General features: G+C 62.9%; 22 protein-coding genes. 7 read left to right on the top strand and 15 right to left on the bottom strand.

Annotated elements, in window-relative coordinates; all coding sequences use genetic code 11:
* The first annotated feature begins 80 nt into the window (after positions 1–80).
* Together ttcA and FJ979_RS20895 are read left to right on the top strand one after the other, a co-directional pair.
* On the top strand, positions 81–974 hold the full coding sequence (gene ttcA / locus FJ979_RS20900) for a tRNA 2-thiocytidine(32) synthetase TtcA (RefSeq protein ID WP_140493845.1): 894 nt from the start codon (positions 81–83) through the stop codon (positions 972–974).
* Positions 964–1,791 carry an inositol monophosphatase family protein gene (locus FJ979_RS20895; protein WP_140522050.1) on the top strand — a complete coding sequence of 276 codons (828 nt, stop codon included), beginning with the start codon at positions 964–966 and terminating at the stop codon, positions 1,789–1,791. Before ttcA ends, FJ979_RS20895 begins: the two co-directional genes overlap by 11 nt.
* A gap of 47 nt (positions 1,792–1,838) precedes the next feature.
* On the opposite strand, the gene FJ979_RS20890 is transcribed toward FJ979_RS20895, so the two are convergent.
* From FJ979_RS20890 to FJ979_RS20865, 6 genes are all read right to left on the bottom strand, one after another.
* Positions 1,839–3,107, bottom strand: a complete 1,269-nt coding sequence (locus FJ979_RS20890) for a multidrug effflux MFS transporter (RefSeq protein WP_140493841.1) — start codon at positions 3,105–3,107, stop codon at positions 1,839–1,841.
* A gap of 141 nt (positions 3,108–3,248) precedes the next feature.
* Positions 3,249–3,584, bottom strand: coding sequence for a Grx4 family monothiol glutaredoxin (grxD, locus tag FJ979_RS20885; RefSeq protein ID WP_013532137.1), 336 nt, complete (start codon positions 3,582–3,584; stop codon positions 3,249–3,251).
* 153 nt (positions 3,585–3,737) lie between these two features.
* Complete coding sequence (locus tag FJ979_RS20880; protein WP_140493839.1) at positions 3,738–3,971, bottom strand: BolA family transcriptional regulator; 234 nt, start codon at positions 3,969–3,971, stop codon at positions 3,738–3,740.
* Positions 3,972–4,093: 122 nt separating this feature from the next.
* Complete coding sequence (locus FJ979_RS20875) at positions 4,094–4,627, bottom strand: hypothetical protein (protein WP_140583355.1); 534 nt, start codon at positions 4,625–4,627, stop codon at positions 4,094–4,096.
* Positions 4,628–4,676: 49 nt separating this feature from the next.
* Positions 4,677–6,908 carry a phosphoribosylformylglycinamidine synthase subunit PurL gene (gene purL, locus FJ979_RS20870; protein ID WP_140583352.1) on the bottom strand — a complete coding sequence of 744 codons (2,232 nt, stop codon included), beginning with the start codon at positions 6,906–6,908 and terminating at the stop codon, positions 4,677–4,679.
* Positions 6,909–7,122: 214 nt separating this feature from the next.
* Positions 7,123–8,529 carry a PLP-dependent aminotransferase family protein gene (locus FJ979_RS20865; protein WP_140558544.1) on the bottom strand — a complete coding sequence of 469 codons (1,407 nt, stop codon included), beginning with the start codon at positions 8,527–8,529 and terminating at the stop codon, positions 7,123–7,125.
* 94 nt (positions 8,530–8,623) lie between these two features.
* On the opposite strand from FJ979_RS20865, the gene FJ979_RS20860 reads away from it, so the two are divergent.
* Positions 8,624–8,869, top strand: coding sequence for a DUF1127 domain-containing protein (locus tag FJ979_RS20860; protein WP_140493830.1), 246 nt, complete (start codon positions 8,624–8,626; stop codon positions 8,867–8,869).
* Positions 8,870–8,887: 18 nt separating this feature from the next.
* Here FJ979_RS20860 and FJ979_RS20855 read toward each other — a convergent pair whose 3' ends face one another.
* The 5 genes from FJ979_RS20855 to purC form a co-directional block, all read right to left on the bottom strand.
* Positions 8,888–9,544, bottom strand: a complete 657-nt coding sequence (locus FJ979_RS20855) for a Pr6Pr family membrane protein (RefSeq protein WP_140493828.1) — start codon at positions 9,542–9,544, stop codon at positions 8,888–8,890.
* Between the two features lies 1 nt (position 9,545).
* Positions 9,546–9,956 (bottom strand): hypothetical protein, encoded by a 411-nt coding sequence (locus FJ979_RS20850; RefSeq protein WP_140517698.1) that lies wholly within the window; start codon positions 9,954–9,956, stop codon positions 9,546–9,548.
* Positions 9,957–9,997: 41 nt separating this feature from the next.
* Positions 9,998–10,666 carry a phosphoribosylformylglycinamidine synthase subunit PurQ gene (gene purQ / locus FJ979_RS20845; protein WP_140583349.1) on the bottom strand — a complete coding sequence of 223 codons (669 nt, stop codon included), beginning with the start codon at positions 10,664–10,666 and terminating at the stop codon, positions 9,998–10,000.
* A 60-nt stretch (positions 10,667–10,726) separates the two neighbouring features.
* A complete protein-coding gene (purS, locus tag FJ979_RS20840; protein WP_140517697.1) occupies positions 10,727–10,966 on the bottom strand; it encodes a phosphoribosylformylglycinamidine synthase subunit PurS in 240 nt (79 codons plus the stop codon).
* Positions 10,967–11,035: 69 nt separating this feature from the next.
* A complete protein-coding gene (gene purC, locus FJ979_RS20835) occupies positions 11,036–11,830 on the bottom strand; it encodes a phosphoribosylaminoimidazolesuccinocarboxamide synthase (RefSeq protein ID WP_127282327.1) in 795 nt (264 codons plus the stop codon).
* A 275-nt stretch (positions 11,831–12,105) separates the two neighbouring features.
* Between purC and FJ979_RS20830 the strand changes: the two genes are divergently transcribed.
* Together FJ979_RS20830 and FJ979_RS20825 are read left to right on the top strand one after the other, a co-directional pair.
* A complete protein-coding gene (locus tag FJ979_RS20830; RefSeq protein ID WP_140493820.1) occupies positions 12,106–12,426 on the top strand; it encodes a DUF1476 domain-containing protein in 321 nt (106 codons plus the stop codon).
* A gap of 163 nt (positions 12,427–12,589) precedes the next feature.
* Positions 12,590–13,363 carry an HpcH/HpaI aldolase/citrate lyase family protein gene (locus tag FJ979_RS20825; protein WP_140583346.1) on the top strand — a complete coding sequence of 258 codons (774 nt, stop codon included), beginning with the start codon at positions 12,590–12,592 and terminating at the stop codon, positions 13,361–13,363.
* 23 nt (positions 13,364–13,386) lie between these two features.
* Here FJ979_RS20825 and FJ979_RS20820 read toward each other — a convergent pair whose 3' ends face one another.
* The gene (locus FJ979_RS20820; protein WP_140558541.1) at positions 13,387–13,941 is read right to left on the bottom strand and encodes an alpha/beta hydrolase; all 555 of its coding nucleotides are present in this window, start codon (positions 13,939–13,941) and stop codon (positions 13,387–13,389) included.
* Between the two features lie 244 nt (positions 13,942–14,185).
* Between FJ979_RS20820 and FJ979_RS20815 the strand changes: the two genes are divergently transcribed.
* A complete protein-coding gene (locus FJ979_RS20815) occupies positions 14,186–14,998 on the top strand; it encodes a VOC family protein (protein WP_140583344.1) in 813 nt (270 codons plus the stop codon).
* Between the two features lie 58 nt (positions 14,999–15,056).
* Here FJ979_RS20815 and purB read toward each other — a convergent pair whose 3' ends face one another.
* Genes purB through FJ979_RS20800 form a run of 3 tightly spaced genes read right to left on the bottom strand, consistent with a single transcriptional unit; the run spans position 15,057 to position 17,670 of the window.
* On the bottom strand, positions 15,057–16,364 hold the full coding sequence (purB, locus tag FJ979_RS20810; RefSeq protein WP_140564689.1) for an adenylosuccinate lyase: 1,308 nt from the start codon (positions 16,362–16,364) through the stop codon (positions 15,057–15,059).
* Positions 16,365–16,423: 59 nt separating this feature from the next.
* A complete protein-coding gene (locus FJ979_RS20805; RefSeq protein WP_224684432.1) occupies positions 16,424–16,948 on the bottom strand; it encodes a hypothetical protein in 525 nt (174 codons plus the stop codon).
* Positions 16,945–17,670 (bottom strand): DUF2259 domain-containing protein, encoded by a 726-nt coding sequence (locus tag FJ979_RS20800; RefSeq protein WP_140493810.1) that lies wholly within the window; start codon positions 17,668–17,670, stop codon positions 16,945–16,947. The genes FJ979_RS20805 and FJ979_RS20800 overlap by 4 nt, the downstream gene beginning before the upstream one ends.
* 138 nt (positions 17,671–17,808) lie before the next feature.
* Here FJ979_RS20800 and FJ979_RS20795 point away from each other — a divergent pair, with 138 nt between their 5' ends.
* Entirely contained in the window at positions 17,809–18,063 is a 255-nt protein-coding gene (locus FJ979_RS20795) for a DUF2171 domain-containing protein (RefSeq protein ID WP_140493808.1), read from the top strand.
* Positions 18,064–18,070 lie beyond the last annotated feature (7 nt).

Raw genomic sequence — 18,070 nt, 5'->3', positions numbered from 1 at the left:
TTCTTTGTCGGCCATGTCCGCTAATCCGGGCGGCAACGAAGCTCCGAACGTTCGTTGCTCCAGGATTTGGAACCGACGCCATGAACATGCTGCCAGACGCTCAATCGCTTGAGCAGGCCGCCGACATCGAAGGCGGTTTTCACCCGCTGTTCGCCGATGTGCCGTCTTCGGTCGAGTTCAACAAATTGCGCAAGCGGCTGCTGCGGCTGACCCGCCAGGCGATCGAGGATTTTTCGATGGTCAGGCCAGGCGAGCGCTGGCTGGTGGCCCTGTCGGGCGGCAAGGATTCCTACGGCCTGCTTGCCATGCTGCTGGACCTCAAATGGCGCGGCCTGCTGCCGGTGGAGCTGCTGGCCTGCAATCTCGACCAGGGCCAGCCGAACTTTCCCAAGCACATCCTGCCCGATTACCTCAATGCCCACGGCATTGCACACCGCATCGAATACCAGGACACCTACTCCGTCGTCACCGACAAGCTGCCGCAGGGCAGCACCTATTGCTCGCTCTGTTCACGCCTGCGGCGTGGTCATCTCTATCGCGTAGCCCGAGAGGAGGGGTGCTCGGCGCTGGTGCTCGGCCATCATCGCGAGGACATTCTCGAAACCTTCTTCATGAACCTGTTCCACGGCGGCCGTCTCGCCGCCATGCCGCCAAAGCTGCTCAACGACGAGGGCGACGTCATGGTGCTGCGGCCGCTGAGCTATTGCGCCGAAATCGATCTGGAAAAGCTCGCCGCGGCGATGCGGTTCCCGATCATCCCTTGCGATCTCTGCGGCAGCCAGGAAGGTCTCCAGCGCAACGCGATGAAGGCCATGCTTGACGATATCGAAAAGCGCATGCCCGGCCGCAAGGACACGATGCTGCGTGCGTTGTCCAACACCAGGCCGTCGCATCTGCTCGACAGGAAACTGTTCGATTTCGCCGCACTCGATGAAACGCTCTCCAGCAGGCAAGACATTTCCGATGACATTTGACGATACCGCGATCGACTGGCTGGCCAGCACCCTGGCCGAAGCAGCCGAAGCCGAAATCATGCCGCGCTTTCGCCGGTTGGGCGGCGGCGACGTCCGCCAGAAGACGTCGGCCGCCGACCTGGTGACGGAAGCCGACGTCAGTGCCGAGCGGCTGATCACCGCCAAGCTGCGTGAGCGCTACCCAACGGCCATGATCGTCGGCGAGGAAGCCTGTTCCGACAATCCGGCGCTGCTCGACGGTCTTGGCGATGCCGATCTGGCTTTCACCATCGACCCGGTGGACGGCACTTTCAATTTCGCTTCCGGCGTGCCGTTGTTCGGCGTCATGCTGGGTGTCGTGGTCCGGGGTGAGACCGTCGCAGGCATCATCCACGATCCGGTCGGCAAGGACTGGCTGATCGGCGCCAGGGGCGCCGGCAGTCATATCAGGCACGCGCATGGCAACCTGGAAAAAGTGCGTGTCGCGGCGCCCGTGCCGATCTCGGGAATGACCGGCTCCGTCTCCTGGCAGTACATGGCCGAACCAGAGCGGTCGCGGCTGGCGCGCAACCAGACGAAAATCCTGTCGCAATTCGCCTATCGCTGCGCCGCGCATGAATATCGCCTGCTGGCCAGCGGCCATGCCCATTTCGTCGTCTACAACAAGCTCATGCCGTGGGACCATCTGCCCGGCGTGCTGATCCATGCCGAGGCCGGCGGCCACGCCGCGCGTTTCGACGCCAGTGCCTACCTACCGTCGCATGTCGGCGGCGGCCTGCTTGTCGCACCCGACCGGGAAAGCTGGCGCGAGTTGCGCAGCGAACTCTGGGCGCAATAGCCGGCTGCCAATTCGATTACCCAGCCGAGCGCCGCAAAGGCGACAATTCAATGCAGATCGGCAATGTGCCCCGAGACGGGTTGATTCTGCGGCTGGAACATCTTGCCGCGTTCGGCGATGAAGATCATCAGCAGGGCTGCGACCGAGACGCTGCAGAAGCCGGCGGCCAACGGCGTCACCGTGCCGTTGAAAGCCTGGCCGATCAGCGTGCCGAGAATGCCGCCGAGAAACGTCTGCATGAAGCCCAGGATGGACGAGGCCGTGCCGGCCAGCTGACCAAGCGGCTCCATAGCCAAGGCATTGAAATTCGCGCCGAGCGCACCGAAAGGGAGCATGGCGCAGGCAAAGAAGGTGACGAACAGCCAGAGCGGCATCTTCATTTCCAGCGAAACGACCAGCCAGGCCAGGCTGATGACCAGAAACAACAGCAGCGCGCTCTGCGACAGGCGGCGCATGCCGATGCGGCCGACAAGACGCGAGTTCAGATAGTTGGAGAAGGCGAGCACGCCGGCAACGCCGGCAAAGATGACCGGAAACAATTCGCCGACATTGAATATGTCGACATAAATCTGCTGCGCCGAGGCGATGAAGCCGAACATGGCGCCGAAGATGAACGTACTGGCGAAGGCATAGCAGATCGCGACGCGGTTGGTCAGCACGATGCGGAACCCGCCGACAATGGCATTGACGGTCAATGGCCGGCGATATTCCGGATGTAGCGTCTCGGGCAGGCGCAGCAGCGACCAGGCCGAGACGACAAGCGCGCCGACGGCCATGGTGACGAAGATCAAATGCCAGGTCGCGAACAGCATGATGAACTGGCCGATGCCGGGAGCAATCACCGGGATCGCCATGAACACCATGAAGATCAGCGACATCACCTCGGCCATGCGCCGGCCATCGAACGTGTCGCGCACGATCGAGACGGCGATGACGCGGGTCGCGGCCGCACCGATGCCTTGCACGGCCCGGCAAAGTAGAAGCGTTTCAAAGCTTGGCGATATGGCGGCCGCGGCGGCCGCCGCCACATAAATGATCAGGCCGGCGACAAGCGGCGCACGGCGCCCGAATCGGTCCGAGAGCGGTCCGAAAAACAGCTGTCCGCCGCCAAAACCCAGAATATAGGCGGTGATGACATATTGCCGGTGGTTTTCGTTCTCGACGCCAAGCGAGGCGCCGATCTGCTGCAGCGCCGGCAGCATGATGTCGATGGCCAACGAATTGAGCGCCATCAGCGCTGCGCACAGCGCGATGAACTCCCAGCGCGGAATGGGCAATTTGCTTGCCGATTGCGGTGCTGACGTCTGCTGGTCCACGGCAAGTCCGATCTCTCAAACGAAAACGCGCCGGTGGCCCGGCGCATTGGCTCGTCCTGGTCCGGGTCCCGGACGCAAAATTGCCGAGGCGGGGCTGCCCCGGTGCTCAGGGCATGTTGACGGCGACATGCCCAACCGAAATCAGGCGGCGCCTTTGACGCTCACGCCCTTCTCGACAAGGAATGTCTGCAACTCGCCCGCCTGGAACATTTCGCGCACGATGTCACAGCCGCCGACGAACTCGCCCTTGACGTAGAGCTGAGGGATCGTCGGCCAGTTGGAGTATTCCTTGATGCCCTGGCGCAGCTCGGCCGAATCCAGCACGTTCACGCCTTTGTAGTCGGCGCCGATATAGTCGAGGATCTGGACAACCTGGCCGGAAAATCCGCATTGCGGGAAACCGGGCGTGCCCTTCATGAAAAGCACGACGTCGTTGCCCTTCACCTCGTTGTCAATGTAGTCGTTGATGCCGCTCATGGAATATCCTTTCCCGCCTGTGGGAGTCAGGCTCGAAGCTTTTCCTTCAGATAAACCCATAGGTTGCCCGAAACAAGACTTTAGCGGCGTCGTGGCCTGAATGGCGCAAAAGATGCGGCGTTTTGGGCCAAGCGACTTTGGCGTTGGAAGCCCCTAGTCCGGCACGCTCGTCTGCAGCGCCAGCGCGTGCAGCACGCCGCCCATATTGCCCTTCAGCGCGTCATAGACCATCTGGTGCTGCTGCACGCGGCTTTTTCCGCGAAAGCTCTCGGCCACGACTTCGGCCGCATAGTGATCGCCGTCGCCGGCAAGGTCACGGATGGTCACCCTGGCATCCGGGATGCCCTCCTTGATCAGTTTTTCGATGTCGCGGGCATCCATTGCCATGGCAAGTTCCTGTTTTCGGGCGGGCTGCGGCATGGCTGCCCGTGCGATGAGAGTCGGAGTGAACCTAAAGCCTTTCCGGCCGGGATTGAAGCCGTTCCGTCCAGCCCCAGCGCGATTGTGGCTCACGACGCGTCCTCGCTCTGACCGCCGGCGTCGTCTGCGGGGTCGTCCTCGGGCGTCGAGAAGGTCCGCCCAAGGCTGAAGGTCAGCACATAGAGGGGAAGGTTGATCGCCAGGTTGGCAATCGGCAGGTAGGCGGTCATCCGCCAGACGGGCGAGAAGAACGGCTGGCCGTAGCCATCGCAGGCCAGCGAGGAGCCATACTCCCACAGTGCCCCCAATGCGGCCGCGACGGCGAAAAGTTTTATGCAGGTGAAGATGTGCCTTGTCCGTGCCCGGTCCGGCAGAAGCCGGCTCCAAAGCACCAGGCAGACAAGCGGAACTGCATAGAAAAGGTTTTGCAGGCCAAGCATCGGAAGCGTGTCGTTGGCCGCGGCGAGGAACTCCGCGCGTGTTTCCAACCGGGCGCAGACCTCGCTCGATGTCGTCGACAGCAGGAAAAAGACGAACGGGCCGAGAAACCAGAAGAAGAACAGCGATGGCCAGAAGACGACTGTAAGCAGTGCCCGGACGGCCAGTTTCCTGTGGTTGAGCATGATCTTTTCCGAAAAAAATCGGTTCCCACTTTTCGGGATCACGCTCTGCTCAAATGGCCTGATCCATGAAGCGCGGGAACCAGCCTTCGTGCGCGGCGGTCAATTCGCCGAGCGGGATCGCCCGTGCCTCGCCGAGTTTCAGCGTGTCGCCGCCGGTCGAGCCGATCCAGGGCGCGAAAATGGCGAGTTCGCTTTGCTGTTTGCGGATCGCGTCCCAGTCCTTACTGTCTGGATCGATTGACAGCGTCAGGAGATAGCGGCCCTGGTCCTCGCCGAACCAAACCGGAATAGGATCGGTGCCGGCCAGTCCGGGGACGGTCGCGCCGATGCCTGATGCCATCGCCATCTCGGCCAGCGCGACCGCAATGCCGCCGTCGGAAACGTCGTGAGCCGCGGTGACGATGCCGGACGCGATGAGGGCGCGCACATGGTCGCCGACACGCTTTTCATGGTCGAGGTCGACCGGCGGCGGCGGGCCGTCGCTGCGGCCGTGGATGTCGCGCAAGTAGACCGATTGGCCGAGATGCGTGCCCCATGAGGCCGGCGCGCCGACCAGCAGGATCATCTGGCCTTGCGCAGCGAAGCCGGCCCGCACCATCTTCGACCAGTCGGCGATCAGCCCAACGCCGCCGATGGTCGGCGTCGGCAGGATGCCCTGGCCATTGGTTTCGTTGTAGAGCGAGACATTGCCCGAAACGATCGGGAAGCCGAGCGCGCGGCAGGCATCGCCAATGCCCTTCACCGCGCCGACCAACTGACCCATGATCTCCGGCCGTTCCGGATTGCCGAAATTGAGATTGTCGGTGGCGGCCAGCGGCAGCGCGCCGGTGGCGGTCAGGTTGCGCCAGCATTCGGCCACCGCCTGCTTGCCGCCCTCATAGGGATCGGCCTCGCAATAGCGCGGCGTCACGTCCGACGAGAAAGCCAGCGCTTTGGTCGGATGGCCTTCGACCCGCACCACGCCGGCATCGCCACCGGGAAGCTGCAGCGAATTGCCCTGGATCAGCGTGTCGTACTGTTCCCACACCCAGCGGCGCGACGACAGGTCAGGGCCGCCGAGCAGCTTCAGCAGTGCGTCGGCGACATCGGCCTGCGGAATGTCATTGGCCGCAAGCGGCGCCGGCTTCTTCGGCTCGATCCACGGACGGTCATATTCCGGTGCCTTGTCGCCGAGATCCTTGATCGGCAGGTCCGCAACCTGATCACCCTGATGCAGGACGCGAAAGCGCAGATCGTCGGTCGTCTTGCCGACAATGGCGAAGTCGAGCCCCCATTTGTGGAAGATCGCCTCGGCCTCCTTTTCCTTTTCGGGGCGCAGCACCATCAGCATGCGCTCCTGGCTTTCCGACAGCATCATCTCGTAGGCGCTCATGCGCTCCTCGCGCACCGGAACCTTGTCGAGCTCGAGCTCGATGCCGAGATCCCCCTTGGCGCCCATCTCGACCGCCGAGCAGGTAAGGCCGGCAGCACCCATGTCCTGGATAGCGATGACCGCACCGGACGCCATCAGTTCGAGACATGCTTCAAGCAGGCACTTTTCGGTGAAGGGATCGCCGACCTGCACGGTCGGGCGCTTCTCGTCGATCTTGTCGTCGAATTCGGCCGAGGCCATGGTGGCGCCGCCGACGCCGTCGCGACCGGTCTTGGCGCCGAGATAGACGACCGGCAGGCCGACGCCCTTGGCCTCCGACAGGAAAATCGCGTCCGTCTTGGCAAGACCCGCGGCAAAAGCGTTGACCAGGATATTGCCGTTGTAGCGGGCGTCGAAATTGACCTCGCCGCCGACCGTCGGCACGCCGAAGGAGTTGCCGTAGCCGCCGACGCCGGAAACCACTCCCGCCACCAGGTGCTTGGTCTTGGGATGATCGGGAGCACCGAAGCGCAAGGCGTTCATCGCCGCGATCGGCCGCGCGCCCATGGTGAAGACATCGCGCAATATGCCGCCGACGCCTGTCGCCGCCCCTTGGTAGGGCTCGATAAAGGAGGGGTGGTTGTGGCTCTCCATCTTGAAGACGACGCAGTCGCCGTCGCCGATATCGACCACGCCGGCATTCTCGCCCGGTCCCTGGATGACCCGCGGGCCGGTCGTCGGCAGCGTGCGCAGCCATTTCTTCGAGGATTTATACGAGCAATGCTCGTTCCACATCGCCGAGAAGATGCCAAGTTCGGTGAAGCTCGGCTCGCGCCCGACGAGGTCGAGGATGCGCTGGTATTCGTCTGGCTTCAGCCCGTGCGCGGCAATGAGCTCGGGCGTGATCGGCACGGAATTGGAAATGGTCATGGGCGGCGGTTTTTATCCGTGGGAGCTTGGGATTTTGAGTCTCCTCTTATCGCAAGCTTTGCGGCCGATACACCCATGGACCGACGAAAAGTGGCTGAATCCGGAGAAAGCCACGGCGCCTTGAACGCGCGTCCCACCGGACCGGACTCAACCGATGCGCCTCGGGTCTTGCCTGGAGGCATCCTGAACCGCCGGCGCTCCAAGGCGATGCGGATCAGGAAAAACTGTCGTAGCCGGCGCGGCCTTCGTCGAGGAGCCTCCGGATCGCCGCAACGCCGTCCGCGATGTCCTTGCGCTGCCTCGGCTGCGAAATGCCGAAGCGCACACCGTGGAAGACCTGCTCGGAACGGCCCGCCTTGAACTCGTCTTCGTCGTCGATCAGCACGCCGTGCTCGAGGCAGGCGTTCTTGAACGTGCCGGAAAGCCAGGGGTCGGGCAAGGTCAGCCAGACAAAGGGTATATTGTCCCGCGACTTGAATTCGAAGCCGGCCAAAGTCTCGCACACAATGGCGGTGCGGGCGTTGATTTCGGCGATGGCGCGTTTGCGTATGTCCGCGGCCTGGCCCGACAGCACCAGCCGGGCATTCACCTCGGCCAGCAGGAAAGGCATGCCGCCGGTCATCATCTTATGGGCAACACGGATGCGATGGCGATAAGCAGGCGGGCAGGAAAGCCAGCCGCCGCGAACGCCGGCCGCTACCGATTTCGACAGGCCGCCTGCGACGATGGTGCGCTCGGGTGCATAGTCGGCCAGCATTGGCGTCGGATCTTCGGTCAGGCCGCCGTAAAGATCGTCCTCGATAATGACGACATTGTATTCACGCGCGATCCGCGCGATTGCCTCACGTCGCGCTGCCGGCAGGATCGCCAGCGTCGGATTCTGCACCGTAGGCATCAGAAAGATCATCTTCGGATGCTTTTGCGCGCAGACGCGCTCGAAATCGTCGGGGTCGAGACCCTGATGGTCCGATGCCACCAGCGCCGTGCGACGACCGATCAGGCCGGCGCTGCGCGAAATCTGCGAATAGGTCAGGTGCTCGAAGGCGACGTAATCGCCGGGCGTGGTCAGTGCGGCGATCGCCGCCATGACAGCGGCATGGGTACCGAGCGTCGGCACGATCGTATCGGCGCTCGGTCGAAACGAGTTGCGCGACAGCCAACTGGCGCCGGCCTCGAACCAGCGCTCGGGAAAATCCCGCGTGTAGCTCGAAATCTCATGCGCATGATCCGAAGCCGTGCGCGACAGCACTTCGGTGACGATGGCGCCCTGGCCGACATCGGGCGCCGCGGTGCTGTCGAAGCGCAGCTTGCCGCGCGGCGCATCGATGTCGCGCGTGCCTTGCGCGTCCGGCGCTATGAAGTCGGGCTTCGCGTTCTGCCGGCCGAGGACATAGGTGCCGCGCCCGACCTCGCCGCTGACCAGCCCGCGCTCGCGCAGCAATTGATAGGCCCTGCCGACCGTGCCGACGGTTGCGCCGATGTCATAGGCGAGATCCCGCTGCGGTGGCAGCTTTGCCCCGGCGTCGATCACGCCGCGGTCGATATCTGACTCAATGCTGTCAGCAAGGCGCTGATAAAGCGGGCCGGAGCTGGCCGTGAGGTCGGGAAGCCAATTTGTCATGGTGACAATTTTGTATATTGCGTCGAACGATGAGTCAATTCACATGCGTTGTGTGGAATAAAAGAGTGCAATTTGCAGCTTTGGTAGAGCGAAGATGGATACAATCGAGACAATCAGCCAGACAACCGCAGGATTGTTCGCCGCGCGACCTGTGGACCGCGGCGGCTTTGTCAGCCGCATCGTGCGTATGGTCAAATCGCTGGGGCGCTGGATCGACGGCCTGCTGGAGCGCAGGCGCAGCCGGCTCGCCTTGCTGGACATGACCGACGACCAGTTGAAGGACATCGGCATTTCCCGCTGCGACGCCCATCGCGAAGGGATCAGGCCATTCTGGGAATGAACAGGCGCGATGCAATGTTCAATCCTGCTTGCGTGGCTGCACAACTGGCGCCCTGATCCGCGACAGGCCGCGGTCCGCAAGCACGGCGCCAACGCACAGCGCCAGGAAAAGGGCGGTGATGGCCAGCGAGGCGATGGCGACGCTGGCGATGCCGTACCTGGCGACATCGAGGAACGGGTAGGGCACTTCGCCTGTTATGGACGCCCCCGCCAGCGCATAGGCCAGATAAGCGAGCGGATAGAGCATCCACCAGGAAACGTCTCGCCATCGCGTCTTGCCGTCGGCACCGGCGGCCAGCCACCACAGCACGAACAGTGCAGGCGTCACATAGTGCAGCAGCACGTCGCACAGCAGGAACAGGCCCTGCGGCTGCCAGAGGCGTGCCAGCACGGTGGCGTAGACCATGAAGACCACGGTGATGGCGACGGCGACGCCTGCCCGCATCCGCGCTCCGGCAAAGGCCGGAAACCAGGCATGGCCGGCGGGCGACAGCAGCGACGCATGGACGAGTACCGCACCGATGTTGGTCAGGATGGTAAAGAAGCTGAAGTAGAAGACGACCGAACCGATCAGGCCGCGGCCGGCTTCCATCGAGGCCGGAACGGTGATCGAGAACTGCAGGAAAAGACCGGCCAGCCCTGCGACCAGACCCGCGACCTGCAGCAGCCGGCCCATCTTACGCGGCGGCGGCGCAGGCCGGATTGCCGGCCTGCCAGCGGGCGATGTCGGAGCCGATGCGCGCGCCGAGCGGCTCGGCCATCAGCGGACCGAACACGTCTACACGGCTCGAATTGCCTTGCGCCTGCACCACCAGCAGCGGCTTGCCGCCATAATGCTTGGCCGGCACCAGCAGGAAGCGCGGCGTGCCGCTGAACGAATTCAGCTCATTGGCCATCTGGTAGGATTTGAAGGCCGGGTCCTTGCTGGCGATCCAGCATTTATGGGCGGAGATCGCCACCTGTTCCATGGCCAGCAGCGCCGCGCTCTTGCCGGAAGGCGGCGGAGCGCTCTTCGGACCCGACTGGCAGGATGCCAGCGCAAGGCCGGCGGCAGCCAGGAGAGCAAAGCGAGCAATCGTCAGTCTCATCGTCAGGCCGCCCCCAGGTTCTGAAAGAATTTCGGAAGATATCAGGCGGCGATGCCGAGCGCGCCTTCGAACAACGCCCGCCCGTCATTGCCGCCATGTGCCGCTTCGATCAGGTTCTCGGGATGCGGCATCAGGCCCAGCACATTGCCCTGGCTGCTGATGACGCCGGCGATGTCGTTGATCGAGCCGTTGGGATTGGTGCCGTCCGCATAGCGGAACACCACCTGGCCTTCGCCTTCCAGGCGTGCAAGCGTCTCGGCATCGGCGAAGTAGTTGCCGTCGTGATGCGCCACCGGCGAGCGGATGATCTGGCCCGGCTGGTAGCGGCGGGTGAACATGGTGTTGGCGTTGGCGATCTCGAGCTTCACCTGCCGGCAGACGAATTTGAGCGAGGAGTTGCGCATGAGCGCTCCCGGCAGCAGGCCGGCCTCGACCAGGATCTGGAAACCGTTGCAGACGCCGATGACCATGACGCCCTTGGCCGCCTTTTCAGCGACCGCCCGCATCACCGGCATGCGCGCCGCGATCGCGCCGCAGCGCAGATAGTCGCCGAAGGAGAAGCCGCCGGGAATGGCGATCAGGTCGACATCCGGGATTTCGGTGTCGGTTTGCCAGACCGTGGCTGGCGCCTTGCCGGAAATCTTGGTCAGCGCCGCGATCATATCGCGGTCGCGGTTAAGGCCAGGCAGGAGGACGACGGCTGATTTCATTTTGGTTCGTAAGGCCTCTGGGTTTCGGCAAGTTGGGGCATCCGTGCCTCCGGCGCAACCTCAGGTAAGCGTCACACTATAGTTCTCAATCACCGTGTTCGCCAGCAGTCTGTCGCACATGGCCTTGAGATCGGCCTCGGCCTTGGCCTTGTCGGTCCCGGCGAGCTCGACGTCGAACACCTTGCCCTGCCGCACCGAGCCGATGCCGTCAAAACCTAGCCCCGACAGCGCATGCTCGATCGCCTTACCTTGCGGGTCCAGCACGCCGTTTTTGAGGGTTACGGTGATACGGGCTTTCATCGATGCTCCTGAATGATCGGTATCGGTCTGCGCCGGACCTGCCGTTTCCGGCAAGCCCGTTGCTGGCAATTAGTGCTTCATGCCCTTCGGCGGCTCGCTCGACGCGACGAGCACCGGTCCGGTTGGACGCGGCGGCTCGTTCTCGTTCATGATACCGAGACGGCGGGCGACTTCCTGGTAGGCCTCCACGAGGCCGCCCATGTCGCGGCGGAAACGGTCCTTGTCGAGCTTGTCCTGCGTCGCCACGTCCCACAGCCGGCAGGAATCGGGCGAGATCTCGTCGGCTACGACGATGCGCATCATGTCGCCCTCGAACAGGCGTCCGCATTCGATCTTGAAATCGACGAGCTGGATGCCGACGCCCATGAACAGGCCGGACAGGAAGTCGTTGACGCGAATGGCCAGCGCCATGACGTCGTCGATTTCCTGCGGGCTCGCCCACCCGAAGGCAGTGATGTGCTCTTCAGAGACCATCGGGTCGTCGAGCGCATCGGCCTTGTAATAGAATTCGATGATCGAGCGGGGCAGGACCGTGCCTTCCTCGATGCCAAGGCGCTTGGACAGCGAACCGGCGGCGACATTGCGCACTACCACTTCGAGCGGGATGATCTCGACCTCCTTGATCAGCTGCTCGCGCATGTTGAGCCGGCGGATGAAGTGGGTCGGAATGCCCATCCGGTTGAGATGATTGAAGATGTGCTCGGAAATGCGATTGTTAAGCACGCCCTTGCCATCGACGACTTCGTGTTTTTTCTTGTTGAACGCGGTTGCGTCATCCTTGAAGAACTGGATCAGCGTCCCGGGCTCAGGGCCTTCATAAAGTATCTTGGCCTTGCCTTCATAAATGCGGCGGCGATTTTTCATTTGATTTTTCTCTGGATTTGCGGGCAGGCGGCAAGCGACCAGTTCCTGTCCGTCTGCCTAAATTAGTGTGGCGACGGTGGCGTTCAATGCCGGTGTCTATCGTAATCGCCTTGTTTGCTCAATCCGCAAATCCTTTCAATCAACTGCTTTCGGGACCGAAATGCCGCAGCGCAGCAAGCCACGAAGCGTATTGACCGGCCGCCAGCCTTTTGGTTTGTGCTTCGCCATCACATATTCATCAATGCCAGCGAATCGATTTCCATCGGAGGGACGCCATGAGCAACATGAAGGATCGCGAAGAGGGTTTTGAGCGCAAATTCGTGTTCGACGAGGAGCTTCGGTTCAAGGCGTCGGCGCGCCGCAACAAGGCTCTCGGCCTGTGGGCCGCGGAAAAGCTCGGGAAATCCGGCGCCGAGGCCGATGCCTACGCCAAGGAAGTGGTTGTTTCCGATATCGAGGAAGCCGGCGATCACGACGTCTTCCGCAAGATCCGCAAGGATTTCGACGCTGCCGGCGTCAGCCAGTCGGACCATCAGATCCGCCGCACCATGGACGAATTGATGGCGCAGGCCATCGAGCAGATCAAGAACACCTGATCCGGCCGAAGCAGGTTCCGCAAAAATGTCCCACAATTTTGCGACGGAACCTGCGGCAAAAGAATGACTGGACCAATCGACCGCCCGGCCCAGCCGGGCGGTTTTTCTTTGCGTTTCCCGTCGTTTCCGGCTGAAACTGCGATCCTTAGCGAGGAAAGAGCCGATGTCCCTGAAATCCCGCCTTGCGGCCGATGAAACGCTGGTCACCGCATGGTCAGGCGTGCCGGACGCGCTGACCGTCGAAATCCTTGCCAGGCAGGGCTTCGATGCGGTCACGCTCGACATGCAGCATGGCGGCCATCATGAAGACAGCGTGTTGCGCGGCCTGGCGCCCGTGCTTGCCACCGGCAAGCCGGCATTGGTGCGTATTCCCGTCGGCCGTTTCGACATGGCCAGCCGGGCGCTCGATTTCGGCGCCGAGGCGGTGATTGCGCCGATGGTCAACTCGGTGGCGGATGCAAAACTGTTCGCTGCGGCGATGAAATACCCGCCGGTGGGCGAGCGCTCCTGGGGCCCCACCTATGCCTTCCCACGCCATGGCAAGGGTGATCATGCCGAATGGCTGCGCGACAGCAACCAGCGCACCATGGCCTTCGCCATGGTCGAGACGCGGGCGGCGCTCGATGCGCTGGACGGCATCCTCGATACACCCGGTATCGACGGCATTTTCCTGGGGCCATCGGACTTCTCGATTGCCTGGTCGAACGGCACGACCGTCAATTCGACGCTCGAAAGCATGATGCAAACGGTGGGTTCGATCGCCGAGCGTACCCGCAAGGCCGGCAAACATGCGGCGATCTACGTCATCGAACCGGCCATCGCCGGCCGCGTCGTGGCGATGGGCTACCGCCTGCTGGCCACAGGGTCCGAGCACGCGCTGATTTCACTAGGGGCGAAGACGCTGTTGAAAGGCATCAAGGATTCGATCGGCGGCTGAGAGCCGCGATCCGGTCGGGGTCGTCAGGCCTTCAGTTCGGTGAGAAATTTGGCGAAGGTCATCGAACCTTCGGGCCATGGGCCGAAGCCTGAATCGGTGTTGAGGTGACCGGCTTCACCGGCATCGATGAACAGAGATCCCCAGGCGCCGGCAATGTCCTCGGCGACGTGGAAGGCGCAGAACGGATCGTTGCGGCTGGCAATCACCATGGACGGGAAGGGCAACGGCTCGCGCGAGTAGGGGCCGAACGTCATCAGGTGCCTTGGCCGTACCTCCGGATTGGCGACATCGGGCGGCGCCACGAAGAATGCGCCGGCGACCGGCTTGCGAAACTGCGGGACGGCTTGCACCGCCGCGGCAACGCCAAGGGAATGCGCGACGAGGACGACGGGCTTCTCGGCTTCATTGACCGCTTTTGCCACGCCCGCCGTCCAGTCATCGCGCACGGGCTTCGACCATTCCGCCTGCTCGACGCGCCGCGCGGTCGACAGCTTTGACTGCCAGCGGGTCTGCCAGTGCTCGGGTCCGGAGTTAGTGTAGCCCGGGATGATGAGAATATCTGCGTCTTTGACTTTCATGGCGCTGAGATAGCGAGCGTGATTGCCTCATGCAACCGTCGATGGACACGCTCCTGCTTGCAATGGTGAACACCATGTTCGCTTTTCGCTGTCTTGTGTGAACGATCACGATCGCCGATTTGTCCTCTGGAAAGAAACAGCCGTGAAGGACCGCATTTGGTGCTGACACGATGTACAATGATCGCCGGCGCCGGGCTCCTGACCTCGGGGTTTATGCCAAAGCGTCGCCGCAACGGAGACAATCATGAGCGAACTGCCCTTTGCCGCCACCACGCCGGTGAGCGTTGCCCGGGTCGGGCTGAAGGCGCGCGACGCCGAAAGCCTAGCGGCCTACTATCGCGCTGTTGTCGGCTTGCAGGAATTGAGCCGCGCCGATGGCGCGATCACCCTGGGCGCCGCCAACCGTCCGCTGTTGGTGCTGGAGCCGGACGCCTCGGCCAAGCCTGACGATCCGCGCAGCGCCGGCCTGTTCCACACGGCTTTCCTGCTGCCCAGCCGTGCCGATCTCGGCCGCTGGATCAACCACGCCATATCAGACAAGATCGCCATAGAGGGCGCTTCGGACCATCTGGTCAGCGAAGCGCTGTACCTCACCGATCCCGAGGGCAACGGGATCGAGATCTATGCCGATCGCCGTCCGCAGGACTGGACGTGGAACGGCGACAAGATCGCGATGGCGACCGAACGGCTGAACATTCCTTCGGTCGTCGCCGAAGTGCCGGCGGGCGACGCGGGCTGGCAGGGAGCGCCTGAAAACAGCATTGTCGGCCACGTCCACCTGCGCGTCGGCCGGCCGGAAGAGGCGGAAGCCTGGTGGAAACAGGAATTCGGCTTCGACACGGTGGCGAAGTATGGCGGCCAGGCTGTGTTCCTGTCGTCAGGCCACTACCATCATCATATAGGCGCCAATGCGTGGCAGAGCGCCGGCGCCGGCCGCCGCGACCCGGCCCGGTCGGGCCTTGCCTGGGTCGAGATGCGTTCCGACAACGTGGCCAGTGAAACGACCCGCGAAGATCCGTGGGGCACGGTGATCAGGACCGTTCCCGGCAAAGCGTGATCGGCAGTTACGTCCTGCGGTACCTTCTCCTCGTAGCGACGGGGAGAAGGAAAGCCCCTCAGGCCTCTCCGAACACCCGCCGGAAGATCGTGTCGACATGCTTGGTGTGGTAGCCCAGGTCGAATTTCTCGCGGATCTCGGCTTCCGGCAAGACGGCGGTGACGTCATTGTCGGCCAGTAGTTGTTCAAGAAAATCAGCGCCTTGCTCCCACACCTTCATGGCATTGCGCTGCACCAGCCGGTAGGCATCCTCACGGGAGACGCCGGCTTGCGTCAATGCCAGCAGCACGCGCTGTGAATGCACCAGGCCGCGGAACTTGTTCATGTTCTTCAGCATGTTGCCGGGATAGACGAGCAGTTTGTCGATGACGCTGGTCAGCCGCGCCAGCGCGAAATCCAGCGTCACCGTCGCATCCGGCCCGATCATGCGCTCGACGGAGGAATGCGAAATGTCGCGCTCGTGCCAGAGCGCCACATTCTCCATCGCCGGCAGCGCGAAGGAGCGCACCATGCGGGCAAGGCCGGTTAGGTTCTCGGTCAACACCGGGTTGCGCTTGTGCGGCATCGCCGACGAACCTTTCTGGCCAGGCGAAAAATACTCTTCGGCTTCCAGCACCTCGGTGCGCTGCAGATGCCGGATCTCGATCGCCAGCCGCTCCACCGACGATGCGATGACGCCGAGCGTGGCAAAGAACATGGCATGGCGGTCGCGCGGGATCACCTGCGTCGATACCGGCTCCGGCTTCAACCCGAGCTTTGCCGCGACATGCTCTTCGACATAAGGCTCGATATTGGCGAAGGTGCCGACCGCTCCCGAAATGGCGCAGGTGGCTATGTCCTCGCGAGCATGCACGAGCCGCTCGCGGCAGCGCGAAAATTCGGCATAGGCTTGCGCCAGCTTGACGCCGAAGGTGGTCGGCTCGGCATGGATGCCGTGGCTGCGGCCGATGGTGACGGTATCCTTGTGCTCGAAGGCGCGGCGCTTCAGCGCCGCAAGCAGCGCGTCGATGTCGGCCAGCAGCATGTCGCTGGCACGCGTGAGCTGCACCGCGAAACACGTGTCGAGAACGTCCGAGGATGTCATGCCCTGATGGATGAAGCGGGCGTCGGGTCCGACGAATTCGGCGAGATGGGTGAGAAAAGCGATGACGTCGTGCTTGGTGACACGCTCGATCTCGTCGATCGCATCGACGTCGAACTTCGCGGCATTGCCTTTTTCCCAGATGGTCTTCGCCGCCTGTTTCGGGATGACGCCGAGTTCGGCCAGCGCGTCGCAGGCATGAGCCTCGATCTCGAACCAGATGCGGAACCGGGTTTCGGGCGACCATATGGCCACCATTTCCGGCCGGGAGTAGCGAGGGATCATCGGTCAGTCCTGACGTGTCGAGAAATTTGCCCGCGTCCTAACAGAGGCGGACAAAATGCTCAACGCCGCCGCCGCGCAAACCAGAGGCTGGCGGCAAACAAGGCGAGGAACCCGATCGGGAAATAGAGCCTGATGCCCAGCACCACGAACTGGTAGAGCGCCACCGCCATCGTGAAGACGAACTGGAGCCCCCAGGTGAGGGTGAAGGTAGGTGCATGCCATGCGGCATAGTAGGACCGGTATTGCAAGGCATACAGCCCGGCGGTCAGGCCGATCGTCGCGGTGGCGAGACCCACGAATGCCGCCGCGAAGGCGACTTCCCAGCTCCTTCCGCGCGAGACCAGCCGTGCCGCGAACAGGCCAACAGGAAAGGCCAGAGCGCCGCCGCCTGCAAACAGCAGCGTCACGGTGCGGATTTTATCTGGCGTCAGCCAACTTTCCAGCAACAGGTTGAGGAGCGCGCTGGCGCCCATCGTGGCGGCCCAAAGCAGCGCGCCGAGCAGCGCCGTGCCCGGCGTTGGTATGGCGCCGCGGAGGCGGCCCAGGGCGCGATGACGCCTGGCGGGGTGGACGAGCGGTGTCACAGGCGGCCGGTTACCGCGATCCAGCGATAGTCCGGGCCTTCGAAGCCATATTGGCGCACCGCGATCAGCACCGCATAGGCGCTGGGATTGTCCATCGAAAATGTCTGCACGGCTCCGATGCGGTAGCCGTTCGGGCAACCCCGGCTCTTGGGGATCGATTTGTCCTCGTGCAACAGCTTCGTCGTACCGCCGGCTTGCGCCTCGACGCGCAGCAGCCGAAAGCCATTGATCTCACCCTGGCTCTCGCAGCCCTTAGTCTCGTTCATGCCGATCTCGTCCAGCCGGAACTCGAGCGGCTGGTCGACTGGCGAGAAGATCGGACGCGGATTGACCGCCATCCGATGCGGGTCGGCGGACATCTCCGTTACCGGGTTGAAGCCTGCGGTGATGCCCTTGTTCGCGGCCAACTCCGCCTGGCTGACGACCGCTTCGCCCTTCTCGCGGGCCTGAATACGAGCCGCCGTCAACGTGGCGTTCTCGTCGTCGAGCCGGACGCGAATAGGCGTTCCCTGGAGAAAGCTGTCGTTGCTGGTGTCGATATAATAGCGATTGGCGTAGGGAAATCCCGATCCATCCTGCACGCCATATTCTTCGAACGCGAAGATGCCGCCGTCCTTGGTGAAGCCCAGGATTTCAAGCTCGGCGACATCCCCGGCCCGGGCGGCGACGACTGCGCAAAACTGCGCAAGCAGGCAAACGGCAAACAGAAGAAGGTTTTGCATGAGGTTTTCCGCCGGCCAACGATATCGCCATTCCCTATCACGACAAGATACCGGCGTCGCGCTGCCCGATAAAGCAAGCGCCATGCATCCAATCGCGGCCTCGTCTGTTATTGTCGGCAGTCCCAATGGAGAACCACCATGACCGACACCAGCAAAATTCGTGAGCATATGGAAGTGATCGGTGCCGATGGCGTTCATGTCGGCACGGTCGACAAAGTCGAGGGGCAGCGGATCAAGCTGACCAAGTCCGACAGCGGTATGGGCACGCATAAGGGGCACCATCATTTCATTCCCCTGAGCCTTGTCGCGGAGGTCGAGGGAAAGAAGGTCTGGCTGTCGGCGAATTCCGACGTCGCGGTCACTTTCGAGGAAGAAAAGTCCGACCCCACCTGATCGCGTA

This window comes from Mesorhizobium sp. B1-1-6, assembly GCF_006443035.1.
In the GTDB taxonomy this organism is placed as follows: Bacteria; Pseudomonadota; Alphaproteobacteria; order Rhizobiales; family Rhizobiaceae; genus Mesorhizobium.
This window is presented reverse-complemented; position numbering and strand designations above follow the sequence as displayed.

Coding starts and splice junctions, on each gene's coding strand:
- ttcA (WP_140493845.1), top strand. CDS start 81: ATGAACATGCTGCCAGACGCTCAATCGCTTGAGCAGGCCGCCGACATC.
- FJ979_RS20895 (WP_140522050.1), top strand. CDS start 964: ATGACATTTGACGATACCGCGATCGACTGGCTGGCCAGCACCCTGGCC.
- grxD (WP_013532137.1), bottom strand. CDS start 3,584: ATGAGCGGCATCAACGACTACATTGACAACGAGGTGAAGGGCAACGAC.
- FJ979_RS20880 (WP_140493839.1), bottom strand. CDS start 3,971: ATGGCAATGGATGCCCGCGACATCGAAAAACTGATCAAGGAGGGCATC.
- FJ979_RS20875 (WP_140583355.1), bottom strand. CDS start 4,627: ATGCTCAACCACAGGAAACTGGCCGTCCGGGCACTGCTTACAGTCGTC.
- purL (WP_140583352.1), bottom strand. CDS start 6,908: ATGACCATTTCCAATTCCGTGCCGATCACGCCCGAGCTCATTGCCGCG.
- FJ979_RS20865 (WP_140558544.1), bottom strand. CDS start 8,529: ATGACAAATTGGCTTCCCGACCTCACGGCCAGCTCCGGCCCGCTTTAT.
- FJ979_RS20860 (WP_140493830.1), top strand. CDS start 8,624: ATGGATACAATCGAGACAATCAGCCAGACAACCGCAGGATTGTTCGCC.
- FJ979_RS20855 (WP_140493828.1), bottom strand. CDS start 9,544: ATGGGCCGGCTGCTGCAGGTCGCGGGTCTGGTCGCAGGGCTGGCCGGT.
- FJ979_RS20850 (WP_140517698.1), bottom strand. CDS start 9,956: ATGAGACTGACGATTGCTCGCTTTGCTCTCCTGGCTGCCGCCGGCCTT.
- purQ (WP_140583349.1), bottom strand. CDS start 10,666: ATGAAATCAGCCGTCGTCCTCCTGCCTGGCCTTAACCGCGACCGCGAT.
- purS (WP_140517697.1), bottom strand. CDS start 10,966: ATGAAAGCCCGTATCACCGTAACCCTCAAAAACGGCGTGCTGGACCCG.
- purC (WP_127282327.1), bottom strand. CDS start 11,830: ATGAAAAATCGCCGCCGCATTTATGAAGGCAAGGCCAAGATACTTTAT.
- FJ979_RS20830 (WP_140493820.1), top strand. CDS start 12,106: ATGAGCAACATGAAGGATCGCGAAGAGGGTTTTGAGCGCAAATTCGTG.
- FJ979_RS20825 (WP_140583346.1), top strand. CDS start 12,590: ATGTCCCTGAAATCCCGCCTTGCGGCCGATGAAACGCTGGTCACCGCA.
- FJ979_RS20820 (WP_140558541.1), bottom strand. CDS start 13,941: ATGAAAGTCAAAGACGCAGATATTCTCATCATCCCGGGCTACACTAAC.
- FJ979_RS20815 (WP_140583344.1), top strand. CDS start 14,186: ATGAGCGAACTGCCCTTTGCCGCCACCACGCCGGTGAGCGTTGCCCGG.
- purB (WP_140564689.1), bottom strand. CDS start 16,364: ATGATCCCTCGCTACTCCCGGCCGGAAATGGTGGCCATATGGTCGCCC.
- FJ979_RS20800 (WP_140493810.1), bottom strand. CDS start 17,670: ATGCAAAACCTTCTTCTGTTTGCCGTTTGCCTGCTTGCGCAGTTTTGC.
- FJ979_RS20795 (WP_140493808.1), top strand. CDS start 17,809: ATGACCGACACCAGCAAAATTCGTGAGCATATGGAAGTGATCGGTGCC.